11 protein-coding genes are annotated in these 12,321 nt (G+C 53.7%); 6 read left to right on the top strand and 5 right to left on the bottom strand.

Going from position 1 to position 12,321, the window contains the following annotated elements; translation table 11 throughout:
• The first annotated feature begins 226 nt into the window (after nt 1-226).
• Nucleotides 227-1,702, top strand: a complete 1,476-nt coding sequence (locus CKO_RS17120) for an alpha/beta hydrolase (protein WP_024130877.1) — start codon at nt 227-229, stop codon at nt 1,700-1,702.
• Nucleotides 1,703-1,738: 36 nt separating this feature from the next.
• On the opposite strand, the gene CKO_RS17115 is transcribed toward CKO_RS17120, so the two are convergent.
• The 3 genes from CKO_RS17115 to CKO_RS17105 are packed head-to-tail and all read right to left on the bottom strand — an operon-like array spanning nt 1,739 to nt 4,687.
• A complete protein-coding gene (locus CKO_RS17115) occupies nt 1,739-3,253 on the bottom strand; it encodes a tripartite tricarboxylate transporter permease (protein WP_012134767.1) in 1,515 nt (504 codons plus the stop codon).
• A 10-nt stretch (nt 3,254-3,263) separates the two neighbouring features.
• Nucleotides 3,264-3,698 carry a tripartite tricarboxylate transporter TctB family protein gene (locus CKO_RS17110; RefSeq protein WP_160880288.1) on the bottom strand — a complete coding sequence of 145 codons (435 nt, stop codon included), beginning with the start codon at nt 3,696-3,698 and terminating at the stop codon, nt 3,264-3,266.
• Between the two features lie 11 nt (nt 3,699-3,709).
• Nucleotides 3,710-4,687, bottom strand: a complete 978-nt coding sequence (locus tag CKO_RS17105; RefSeq protein WP_012134765.1) for a Bug family tripartite tricarboxylate transporter substrate binding protein — start codon at nt 4,685-4,687, stop codon at nt 3,710-3,712.
• 152 nt (nt 4,688-4,839) lie between these two features.
• Between CKO_RS17105 and tctD the strand changes: the two genes are divergently transcribed.
• Together tctD and CKO_RS17090 are read left to right on the top strand one after the other, a co-directional pair.
• Nucleotides 4,840-5,514 carry a transcriptional regulator TctD gene (gene tctD, locus CKO_RS17095; RefSeq protein WP_012134764.1) on the top strand — a complete coding sequence of 225 codons (675 nt, stop codon included), beginning with the start codon at nt 4,840-4,842 and terminating at the stop codon, nt 5,512-5,514.
• The gene (locus CKO_RS17090; protein WP_012134763.1) at nt 5,501-6,913 is read left to right on the top strand and encodes a sensor histidine kinase; all 1,413 of its coding nucleotides are present in this window, start codon (nt 5,501-5,503) and stop codon (nt 6,911-6,913) included. Before tctD ends, CKO_RS17090 begins: the two co-directional genes overlap by 14 nt.
• A gap of 91 nt (nt 6,914-7,004) precedes the next feature.
• Here the strand turns inward: CKO_RS17090 and CKO_RS17085 are convergent, their stop codons facing one another.
• On the bottom strand, nt 7,005-7,361 hold the full coding sequence (locus CKO_RS17085) for a hypothetical protein (RefSeq protein WP_012134762.1): 357 nt from the start codon (nt 7,359-7,361) through the stop codon (nt 7,005-7,007).
• A gap of 273 nt (nt 7,362-7,634) precedes the next feature.
• Here CKO_RS17085 and CKO_RS17080 point away from each other — a divergent pair, with 273 nt between their 5' ends.
• Nucleotides 7,635-8,936, top strand: a complete 1,302-nt coding sequence (locus CKO_RS17080; protein ID WP_012134761.1) for an AAA family ATPase — start codon at nt 7,635-7,637, stop codon at nt 8,934-8,936.
• Between the two features lie 15 nt (nt 8,937-8,951).
• On the top strand, nt 8,952-9,638 hold the full coding sequence (locus CKO_RS17075; protein ID WP_024130874.1) for an RloB family protein: 687 nt from the start codon (nt 8,952-8,954) through the stop codon (nt 9,636-9,638).
• Between the two features lie 126 nt (nt 9,639-9,764).
• Here CKO_RS17075 and CKO_RS17070 read toward each other — a convergent pair whose 3' ends face one another.
• Nucleotides 9,765-10,598: a MurR/RpiR family transcriptional regulator gene (locus CKO_RS17070; protein WP_047463948.1), complete on the bottom strand. Its 834-nt coding sequence runs from the start codon at nt 10,596-10,598 to the stop codon at nt 9,765-9,767.
• 213 nt (nt 10,599-10,811) lie between these two features.
• Between CKO_RS17070 and CKO_RS17065 the strand changes: the two genes are divergently transcribed.
• Entirely contained in the window at nt 10,812-12,317 is a 1,506-nt protein-coding gene (locus tag CKO_RS17065; RefSeq protein WP_012134758.1) for a CoA-acylating methylmalonate-semialdehyde dehydrogenase, read from the top strand.
• Nucleotides 12,318-12,321: the final 4 nt, after the last annotated feature.

Genomic DNA, 12,321 nt, shown 5'->3' with positions numbered 1-12,321 from the left:
GGGAGACATGGCGATGCTCATTTCGTAGCCATAAACTAAAAATATCTACATTTTTGATAAACGCATACAAAACTGACGATTTGTTTAATTTTTGTGATCAAAAGCAACAAATATTTAACATTATAAATATCAGGGATTAAGAAATGAGACAGGATTTACATCCGCAGCCTAAACTGATTCTGTTTGTGAAATAGCAGACGAGCGGGAGACAGGGATTAAACCATTGATAAAAAATCTATTCCGACGCCTTAAATGGATGAGTACCGGACTGGCATCGCTCATCAGGCATGTGGCGTTGACGCTGCTTGTGGTTCTGATCGTTTTTCTTGGCGTGCGGGTTTACCAGACAGAAAGTGGGCCCGATCTTCATCTCTGGCATACCTGGACCGGTAGCGAAATGTCTGCCAAAGCGCTGGATAAGGCCACTTTTTCGCAGTACCTGGCGCGGGAAGAGGCGCTGTTTAGCCATCTGAAAACCGGAGTGACGGATAAGCTGAAGCCGGATGAGCAGACGCCCATCAACCGTTTTTACCATAACAGCCGGGTCTGGCCGCCGCAGTTTTCGCCCAACGGCAATCGCTCGTACGTACTCATGCCGCAGGGGAAACCGCGTGGCGTCGCCGTGTTATTGCATGGTTTAACGGATTCGCCCTACAGCATGAAATACGTTGCTAAGGATTATCAGCAGCGTGGCTTTATCGCCATTGTGCCGCGTCTGCCTGGGCACGGCACCGCTCCCGGTGCGTTAACGGCGGTGGAGTGGGAACAGTGGCTTGCCGCTTCGCGGCTGGCGGTTCGGGAAGCGACGCGGCTCGCGGGGCGTGATGTGCCGTTGCATCTGGTGGGCTACTCAAACGGCGGGGCGCTAGCGCTCAAGTACACGCTGGACGCGCTGGAAGACAACACGTTGCGGCGTCCTCAGCAGCTTATCCTGCTGTCGCCGATGATCGGCGTGACGGCATTCGCCCGTTTTGCCGGACTGGCGGGTTTACCTGCGCTCTTTCCAGCGTTTGCCAAAGCGGCGTGGTTGAACGTCACGCCAGAATATAATCCGTTCAAATATAACTCGTTTCCGGTTAACGCCGCGCGTCAGTCTTATCTGCTGACAAAAGCATTACAACAGCAGATTTCGCGGGATGCGCGAAGCTCCCGCCTTAACGAACTGCCGCCGGTGTTGACCTTCCAGTCAATTATGGATTCCACGGTGAGCACCCGTGCAGTGGTGGATTCGTTTTATCGTTATCTTGGCAATAACGGCAGTGAGCTGGTGTTGTTCGATATCAATCAGGCCGCCAGTCTGCGTCCGCTGTTGCGCACCTCATCGTATACCGCCATTACTCAGTTGTTACCGCCTGCGCCGCGCAACTATCGCACGACAATTATCACGAATGCGACGCCGGAAACGCTGAATGTCGTGGCGCGCGATACCCCGGCCGGGGAGCATGTGGAGCAGGTTCAGCCGTTACCGTTGGCCTGGCCGCAGGAGATGTATTCGCTGTCGCATGTGGCGGTGCCGTTTCCGCTCAGCGATTCGCTGTATGGTCTGCAACCGGACGAACTGAACCGCTATGGAATCAGTATCGGGACTATCGCGCTGCGCGGGGAAACGTCCACGCTGGCGGTGGGGCTGGATACGCTGATGCGCGTGACGTCGAATCCTTTCTTCCCGTATATGCTACAGCGGATTGAGGCGCGACAGTGATGATTGCCGGATGGCGCAACACCATCCGGCAATCCGTTAGCCGATATCCACCTGTGGCTTATTGTTGCGTTTGCGGAGCAGGCGCAGCAGCGGCGGGATGATAATCACCGCTATCGCCATCGTCAGCAGCGCTTTCGTCACACCGCTCTCCCACAAAATCGCCATATTGCCGTTGCTGATAGAGAGCGCGCGGCGCAGGTTCTGCTCCAGCATTTCGCCCAGCACAAAGCCGAGGATCAGCGGCGACATGGGGAAGTGCATTTTGCGCAGAATGTAGCCCAGTATGCCGAGCGCCACCATCAGCACCAGATCGAACGTGGTGCTGTGTACCGCGTACACGCCGACCGCAGACACGGCGGCAATCGCCGGGACAAGGAACCACAGCGGGATGGTCAGCATACGGGTGAACATGCCAATCAGCGGGATGTTCATGACCAGCAGCATCACGTTGGCGATCAACAGCGCGGCGATCAGCCCCCAGACGATATCCGGCTGTTCGGTGAACATCGCAGGCCCTGGCGTGATGTTATACAGCGTCAGCGCTCCCATCATTACCGCCGTGGTGCCGGAACCCGGTACGCCGAGGGTCAGCATGGGGATGAATGAACCGCAGGCCGACGCGTTGTTAGCGGCTTCCGGTGCCGCCACGCCACGGATATCGCCTTTACCGAAGCTGTCGCTGTTGCCGCTGATCTTCTTCTCGGTCATGTAGGTGATGGCGCTGGCGATGGTGGCGCCTGCGCCCGGCAGCACGCCGACGAAGAAGCCAATCACCGATGAGCGTAACGTTGCGCCCACGCACTGCGCTCCTTCTTTGGCGTTAAATAACATGCGCCCGGTTTTGCGTACCAGTTTCTGGCCGCTGCTGGTATGTTCCAGCATTAATAGAATTTCTGAGACAGAGAACAAACCGATCACCACCACGATGAACTGCACACCGTCGGAGAGATGTACGCTGTCAAAAGTAAAGCGATAAACCCCGGTGTTGGCGTCTACGCCGACGGTCGCCAGACCCAGACCGATCAGCGCTGCCAGAAATGATTTCAGTGGATTTTGCGCCATCATGCTGCCGAGGCAGGCGATGGCAAAGACCATCAGCGCAAAGTATTCCGCCGGGCCAAACGCCAGCGACCATTGCGCCAGCAACGGCGCGAACAGGATGATCCCGCCGATGGCGATAAGCGATCCAAAAAATGAACTGACCGCCGAGATGGAAAGCGCGACGCCGCCGCGCCCCTGTTGCGCCATCGGATAACCGTCGAGCGCGGTCATGATCGCCGCCGCATCGCCGGGCACGTTGAGCAGAATCGACGAAATACGCCCGCCGTATTCACAGCCGATATAAACCGTAGCCAGCAGGATCAGCGCGGACTCCGCAGGCAGATGCAGAGCGAAAGCCAGCGGCAGTAAAATCGCCACGCCGTTAATCGGGCCAAGACCCGGCAGCAGGCCGACAATGGTGCCGACGAAGCAGCCGATCAGCGCGATCACCAGGTTTTCCGGCGTCATTGCCACCGCAAAACCCTGAGAAAGATATATCCAGGTATCCATCGTTTCTCCGTTAACTCAGCCAGGCGCCGAGAGGTAAGGTGACGTCAAGCAGACGGTCGAAGGCATACCACAGCAGGATGCCGAGAACCGCGCCGGAAATGCCCGCAGCCGGGATTGTTGCGCCGAACAGAATGCCGATGACCAGGGTGAGAATGGCGGTGGCAACCGGGAAGCCCAGCCACTCAAATCCCCAGGCGTACATCAGCAGGACAATCACCATCGTGAGCAGCTTTTGCAGCACATGGTGGTGAGGCCAGCTAACGGTATCGGGATGACGCAATAACAGCGCCAGCGCGCAGAGCGCCATCAGACCGATAATGCCCAGCGGAAACGGGCGAGGGCCGACCGGTTCGTAGCTGTATTCACTCTGAATCTGCCAGGCGATGAACAGCCCGGCAACGCAGAGCAACAGCCAGATACCTGCAAAAATACGATCGCTCATGATTGCCTCCAGGTTTATTTCGCGAGGCCGAAGGCTTTCGCCTGCTCGCGGTAATCGGCGACCTGCTTTTTGACGTAGTCGTCAAGCTGCTTGCCGGTCATGTCGAATGCAAACAGGCCGCGCAGCTCACGCTGCTTTTTAAACTCGTCGGTCTGCTGGAGCTTTTGGAAGGTCTCTACCCACCACTGGTAGTCGGCATCGCTGACTTTTGGCCCCACGTAGAAGCCGCGAATGATCGGCCAGACCAGGTCGTATCCTTGCTCTTTGGCGGTCGGGACGTTGGCTAACTGACCCGGCAGGCGTTCTTCAGAAAATACCGCCAGCACGCGAATTTTATCGCCGCTCAGGTAAGGCACCATTTCACTGAGATCGCCGGAAACTACCTGCACATGGTTGCCCATCAGCGCAGTGACCGGCTCGCCGCCGCCTTCAAACGCCACGTAGCGCATCTTGTGCGGATCGACATTGGCTTTTTGCGCCAGCAGCGCCGACTTCATCCAGTCCTGGCTGCCAATCGATGCGCCAGCGCCAATCACCACGCTGTCAGGATTTTTCTCCATCGCGGCGAGCAGATCTTTTAGCGACTTCCACGGGGAGTCGGCGCGCACGGCGATCATGCCGTAATCAGTACCGGCGCTCGCCAGCCAGCGCACGTCATCCACGCCGTAACGACCAAATTTCCCCTGCGACAGATTAAGCAGCGAGCCGCCGGAGAAGGCGACGACCGTCCCCGGTTCGCCAGGTCGCTGGGCGACGATAGCGTTATAGGCGACCGCGCCGACGCCGCCCGGCATGTAGGTGACGCGCATCGGTTTTTCGATAGCGCCGGTTTCCATCATGCTCACCTGAATCAGCTTACAGGTGAGGTCAAACCCGCCGCCGGGTTTGGCCGGGGCGATACACTCAGTACGCGACGGCGCGTCCTGCGCCAGTACAGCGGTGCTCATCAGTAAAACGCTTGCAGTAAGGGCACGAAGTAATTGTTTTTTCATTGTTTATCCTCACGCGGACGTCCGAGTTTTCAGATACGGAAGAAGATTTTTGTGATTATGTGAGCCGACATGTAGCAGTTCGGTTGCGTGATTGTTAAAACAATAACCTTTCAATTCCCTTTCAATGCGGCAGAAACTTTACAGGATGTGATATGCGTCTCTTATTAGCGGAAGATAACCGTGAACTGGCTCACTGGCTGGAAAAAGCGCTGGTGCAGAACGGTTTTGCCGTGGACTGCGTATTTGATGGCCAGGCGGCCGATCATCTTCTGCACACTGAGACCTATGCGCTGGCGGTGCTCGACATCAACATGCCGGGGCTGGACGGACTGGAAGTAGTGCAGCGCCTGCGCAAGCGTGGACAAACGCTGCCGGTGCTGCTGCTGACGGCGCGCAGCGCGGTGGCGGATCGGGTGAAAGGGCTGAACGTCGGAGCGGATGACTATCTGCCAAAACCGTTTGAGATTGAAGAACTTGATGCGCGGCTGCGGGCATTACTGCGGCGCAGCGCGGGTCAGGTGCAGGAGTTGCAGCAGCTTGGCGATCTGGCGTTTCACGATGAGGGTTACTTTTTGCTTCAGGCGCAGCCGCTGGCGCTGACCCCGCGTGAGCAGGCGTTGCTGACGGTATTGATGTACCGCAGAACGCGACCGGTGTCGCGCCAGCAGCTGTTTGAACAGGTCTTCAGCCTGAGCGATGAGGTCAGCCCGGAGAGCATCGAACTCTATATCCATCGTCTGCGGAAAAAATTGCAGGGCAGTAACGTGCGGATCACCACCCTGCGTGGGCTGGGTTACGTGCTGGAGTGCGGCGATGAGGTGGGCTAAACCCCAGTCGCTGTACCTGCAACTGTTGCTGTTCCTCGGATTGCCGCTGGTGCTGCTGTGGGGATTGTCGGCATTTAACAGCTACGTTAGCGCGCTACAGGCGGCGACGCAGGCCTACGACAGGACGCTGCTCTCTTCTGCGAGAACGGTGGCGGAACGGCTGGTGGTGCGCCACGACAAACTGGAGGTGAATGTCCCCTGGGTGGTGCTCGACAGCTTTGAACTCAACATGAACGACCGTCTCTATTACAAAATCGTAGACCCGGGCGGCAAGGTGATCTCCGGTTATGACGATCTGCCCGCGATGCCGCCTTCCACCTCGCGAACCCGGCTCTACCCGGCGCTGGCGTGGTTTTATCACACCCAGTATCGCGGACAGGCGATCCGCGTGGCGCGTCTGCTCCAGCCGGTAAATGAAGGGGCGATATTCGGGATGGCGGAGATCTACGTTGCCGAGACGCTACAGTCCCGGCGCTATCTGGCCGGGCAACTGCTGTTCTCCTCATGGGTGTCGCAAGGGCTGCTGGTGCTGCTGACATTGATTCTCGTTGGCTGGCTGCTGCGACGCATTCTGAAGCCGATGCGCCAGCTCTCCTCGCTGATGGTGCGTCGTGAACCGGGCCTGCTGACGCCCTTGCCGGAACTGCTGCCCTGGTCAGAGACCCGGCTGCTGATCGTTGCCTTTAACCGCTACATTGATCGCCTGCGCGCGCTGATCTCCCGTCAGGAACGCTTTAGCGCCGATGCGTCCCATCAGTTAAAAACGCCGCTGGCTGTATTGAAAACGCAGGCGGCGGTGGCGTTAGCCAGTCAACAGCCGCAGCAGTGGCACGAAAGTTTACGGGCGATGAGCGCGACGCTGGATAGCACGATTTTGCTGACGGAGCGGCTGTTGCAACTGTCGGCGGTGAAACGTAAAGAGCAGGGGGAGCGACAGTTCTTGCCGGTTAATCTGTATGAGGTGGTGCAGATGAGCTGTTTTAGCCGTCTGGCGCAGGCGCGCAGCAAGGCTATCGATCTGGGGTATGAAGGTGAGCAAGAGGCGGTGTGGATTGAAGGGGATGACGTTTTGCTCGGCGAGCTGTGCGCGAATTTGCTGGATAATGCGCTGAAATATACGCCGTCGCAGGGAACGGTAACGGCACGGCTATTGCGGGATGGCGAGGCTGTTGTGCTGGTGGTGGAAGACAATGGGCCAGGGATTGACGCTGAGCAGATCCCGCAGGCGCTGATGCCGTTTCATCGGCTTGCTAACGTGGGGAATGAGAGCGGGGCGGGGATCGGTCTGGCGCTGGTTAACGACATTGCCCGCCTGCACCGTACCCATCCACAGCTGTCGCGCAGTGAAACGCTGGGCGGTCTGCGTGTGCGGGTACGGTTTTTAACGACGGCGCAGTAAATAAAAACGTTATCACCGTAGGCCGAATAAAGGGTGATTCGCTGGAATAAAAAAAGCCGCATTAGCGGCTTTTTTCTCATGTCAGGCAAAATTATTCGCTGACTTTTTTCTCAAGTTCTGCTGCGCCTTCTTTGGTTTTGTTCCAGCCTTTCTCAGCACCTTCTTTCGTGGCATTCCAGCCTTTTTCGGTGCCTTCTTTGGTCTTATTCCAGGCCTTCTGCGAGCCTTCGCTCACTTTACTGCTCAGGTTGTCGCTTTTACCTTCAGCGGCATGTTCAGATTTCAGTTTCAGCTCTTCACCCTGATTCTGCGCCTGGTGCAGCTTCTCTTTGGCGGTATTTGCGCTTTCATGAGCGGCTGCAACGTCGTTATCGGTCGCGTGTGTGGTCGCAGCAAAAACAGGGGAAGCCAGCAGAAGTGCAGATAAGGCGATCATTGTTTTTTTCATAAGAACCTCGCTTAACGTTATCAGTTATATGCGTGGTTAAGCATGACACGGCAGAAAGGCGGTGGCTTTAGGAATAAACTGTAATTGAATCAATGAGGTCTGGATGTGGGAGCGACGGGGGCTCCGTAGGGGGTCGTGAATATTGTAGAAACTGCCGTGATAAGCGGTCATATGGGTTGACAATCAGACAACGTTGATCTGGCAATCGGGAAGGTTGCGTGATAGGCTTTAACCGGAAAATTTGTGATTTTTTCACAAAAAAAGGAGTTATAAATGCTTATTGAATTTTCAGTGCAGAATTTTAAAGTTTTTAGCCAAAAACAAACTTTATCGATGGCTGCTAAAAAATCTTATAAAGAGCATCCAGAGACGACGGCAACAGCTGAGCATTTTGATGATCTGCTGATTAATAAGGTCGCAGTAATTTATGGTGCTAACGGCGCGGGCAAAAGTAGTTTTGTTGAAGCTTTAGATTTTCTGCAATCCTATATCCTTAGAGGGTTTGCTGATAGTTCACAGAATGATTCAATAAGAACGCGGTTTATCGACAGAGAAATACCTAAATTTATTTTTGATGAGGAACAGTTAACCGCGCCTACTGATTTTGAGATCAGTTTTATCGGCACGACCGGTGAACGGTATCAGTATACGTTATCTATCGGTACAGACGCGATAGAAGCTGAAGGTTTATGGGTTTACTCAAAAAAAGGGGTAAGACCAAAGACGATTATCTCCAGAGTATATAATGCTGAAACCAATGAATTCGAATACTACTGCCCATCGTTGCAGATAGATAAAAAAACGTATGAAGTGGCGATAGAAAAAGCCAATAACAGCAAACGCTCGCCATTCGTATCCATTCTGCATGCTTATGATGTCTCACAACTGGATGAGTTTATTAACTGGTTCAGAGGCGATTTAATTGTATCCAGTAATCGCAATGATGATGTTTTCCGAATGGCATCCAGATACTCTTTTTTAGACGATCTGGCTGATGGCGATGAACAGAAAAAAAATAAAATACTTGAGTTTTTAAACAAGTTTGATCTTTCTATTTCTGATATTTCGGTAACGAAAAAGAATGTGACGTTACCTGATGAGATGCCAGAAGAAATGAAAAAAATGATATTGAGCGATGTCGGTTTTCAAATTGTCTTAGAACATACGACGTCCAGCGGTATCAAGAAAAACATCCCTTATGAAAGATTATCTTCGGGAACGAAGAAGTTATTCGATCTATCAGGCATTCTTTTACTGTGCTGTGAGGCCGGTGAAAAAAGCGTACTGGTTCTTGATGAGTTTGAATCATCGCTCCACCCTTATATCGTCAGAGCGATTTTTGAGTTAATGGTCAAACACTCTGAACGTCTTTTGCAGCTGATTCTCACAACGCATTCAAACGTTCTATTAGATACGGAAAAACTCGTCAGACGGGATCAAATATGGTTCCTGGAGAAAAATAGCGAGCTTGAAACCGTGCTTTATCCACTGAGCGATTTTGCCCCCAGGTTTGAGGACTCTATTATAAAAGGCTGGGATTTGGGTAAATTTGGTGGCGTTCCTTTTTTGGGGTGAATGATGGCCAGGAAAATGAAAGAGTTAATTTCTCCTTCTGCATTGAAAAAACGAGGCAGCGGTAAAGTTAAATCTGAGCGTAAGAAAACCCTGATCGTTTGCGAAGGTACGGAGACCGAACCAACCTATTTTAAGGATATGGTTAAAGACCTTAAAATAGCGAATACAGACGTTTATATTGAACCTGGGCGCCATTCAAACCCAAGTAGCGTTGTACGCACCGCCATTGATCTTTATGAGCAGGATCTTGAATTTGAGCTGATTTATTGCCTAATTGATACGGATGAGTTTGGGAAAGATATTGACCTGGCATCCAGTATGTTAAAAGAACATACTTTTTCACGGCGTAAAAAGTCCCTTGGTGGCGACCGGTATCCTCAGGCGAAGATCCTGCGTTCTGATCCCTGCATCGAGGTCTGGTTTTTACTCCATTATGAAGTGTTAAGACGGCCATTTGTTAAAGCAAATAAAAGCGCGGCACAGAACTGCAAGGAATACCTTAAAAATACGCATTTGAAAGATTATAGCGAAAAGTATAATGGACTCTATAGCCTAATAAAGAAAAATGGTCTTAAGGCGTGTGAGGAAAGCGCCAGGCTCAGAGCATGGCTTGAGAAGAACGATTGTATCAATCCGTTTACGCAGATTGATGAGTTATATCTGGATTTACATGAAAAAGTTTTCGCGCCAGCGAAAAGATAAATAAAGAGTAACACTGCACACGAAAAGCATTGCGTTTGTGCCCCTGTAAAGGGGCATTTTGAATTAACGCATGATCAAAAAATAACGCTATTTTAAGCAATATTATCTTCGTCCACGCCTTAACGATTATTTATGACTGTTTCCCTGCCTGTAAGCCAGAGCGACAACCAATGACTGCACCAGACAAAGCGTTGCGGACTGTGAGCGAAAAGCGTCTACCTGCGCTTCTTTGACTACAAAGCAGAGATCGCTGAAGGTCGCCAGTGGGCTTATCTGACTGTCGGTAATGACAATTTGCTTTGCGCCGACGCTGGCTGCGGTTTCGCTGACCATGACCGTCTCTTCTGCGTAAGGGGAAAAGCTGATGGAGATAACGATATCGCGACTCTTGATTCGGCTGATTTGCTCTCGCAGCATCCCCCCCATGCCATCAAGCAGTATTGGGCGGCATTCAAGGTGGCTGAGCGCGTAAGTCAGATAGGCGGCCACGCTAAAAGAGCGCCGCAGGCCAGCGATATAAATCGTATCGGCCTCCGCCAGTAATTGAACGGCGCGTTGCAGCATGTCGGGATCGGTACGCGACGCCAGCTGTTGCAGCGCCTGAGCATTCGAACGGGCAAATTCTTGCAGGATGTCTAACGGCGTTTCCGGTACGGATTCGCTCTCCATCTCTCTGAACAGCCGCGCGCGATCGCTGTAGCTGGCCGTTTCTTCCACCAGGTTCATACGAAACAGTTGTTTCATTTCGTTGAAACCGGTGAAGTCAAACGCGTTGGCGAAACGGATAAGCGTCGATGGCGGCACGTCCGCCCGCTCGGCGATGACGGCGACGGTATCGAACGCTACGCTGTTAGTGTTATCCAGCACATAGCGGGACACCTGCTGCAATCGTTTACTGAGACTATCGTAACGGTCGCGAATTTGCTGCTGTAGCTCGCTCAGACTGGATGCTGTCGTCATGTTATCCCCCATACTTAGTTTTCTGATTCTAAACGCAAAACCGTACATTTTAAATGTTAGCGATACATCCGGCCCGGCGATGTAGCCTGTTAACATAAAAATCCATTCCTGATCACAATAATCAATATTTATTTTATTTCAACTTAAAATAGAACGTTTGTTTCATATACAGTGTTCGGGTAACAGTCACGTATTAACAGCGAGAGGTTCAGGATGGAGACGGTAGCGAATTTTATTCACGGCGAATGTGTTACAGGCTCAGGCCAGCGCATTCAGGCGATCTTCAACCCCGCCACGGGCGAGCAAATTCGTCAGGTGGTGATGAGCACGGCGCAGGAAACGGAGCGAGCCATTGCCGCTGCGCAGCAGGCGTTTGCCGCCTGGTCAAGGCAGTCGCCGCTGAAACGCGCGCGAGTGCTGTTTCGTTTTAAAGCGCTGCTGGAGCAGAACATGGATTCGCTCGCCCGGCTGGTCAGTGAAGAACATGGCAAAGTGTATTCTGATGCGGTGGGCGAACTGACGCGCGGTCTGGAAGTGGTCGAGTTTGCCTGCGGCATTCCACACCTGCAAAAAGGCGAACATTCGGCGAATGTCGGCACCGGCGTTGACAGCCATTCACTGATGCAGCCTCTGGGCGTGTGCGCCGGGATCACCCCGTTCAACTTCCCGGCGATGGTGCCGATGTGGATGTTCCCCATCGCGCTGGCTACCGGCAATACCTTTGTGCTTAAGCCGTCGGAAAAAGATCCCTCGCTGCCGCTTGCGCTGGCAAAACTGCTGAAAGAGGCCGGTCTGCCGGATGGCGTTTTTAACGTCGTGCAGGGCGATAAAGAAGCGGTGGATGTTCTGCTGACCGATCCGCGCGTTCAGGCCGTCAGTTTTGTCGGCTCGACGCCGATTGCAGAATATATTTATCAGACGGCGTCGGCGCACGGCAAACGCTGTCAGGCGTTGGGCGGGGCGAAAAACCACTGCATTCTGATGCCGGACGCAGACATGAATATGGCGACCAATGCGATTATGGGGGCGGCGTACGGTGCGGCGGGCGAGCGCTGTATGGCGCTCTCCGTGGTGCTGGCGGTGGGGGATAACACGGCGGACGAACTTTGCGCGCGGCTGGAAACGCAGATCGCCGCGTTACGCGTTGGGCCGGGGCTTGATCAAACGCCGGAAAATGAGATGGGGCCGCTGATCTCCGCCGCACATCGCAGTAAAGTGCTGGGCTATATCGACAGCGGCGAGGCGCAGGGCGCGCGGCTGCGGGTGGATGGTCGCGGCTTTAGCGTGAAGCGCCACGAACAGGGCTTTTTCGTCGGGCCGACCTTGTTTGATAACGTCACGCCTGAAATGACGATTTACAAAGAAGAGATCTTTGGCCCGGTACTCTCCGTGGTGCGGGTGAAGGATTACGCCAGCGCGGTGGATCTGATTAATCGCCACGAATATGGCAACGGGACGGCGATCTTTACCCGCGACGGCGGCTGCGCGCGTCGTTTCTGTGAAGAGGTGCAGGCCGGGATGGTCGGTGTTAACGTGCCGATTCCGGTGCCGATGGCGTTCCACAGTTTCGGCGGCTGGAAACGGTCTATTTTTGGTCCGCTTAACGTTCATGGTAATGACGGCGTGCGTTTTTATACCCGCATGAAAACCGTTACCGCCCGCTGGCCGGAGATGCAGCAGGATAGCGGCGCCGCGTTCTCCATGCCAACGCTGGGCTGACGGA

The organism is Citrobacter koseri ATCC BAA-895, from assembly GCF_000018045.1.
In the GTDB taxonomy this organism is placed as follows: Bacteria; Pseudomonadota; Gammaproteobacteria; order Enterobacterales; family Enterobacteriaceae; genus Citrobacter_B; species Citrobacter_B koseri.
This window is presented reverse-complemented; position numbering and strand designations above follow the sequence as displayed.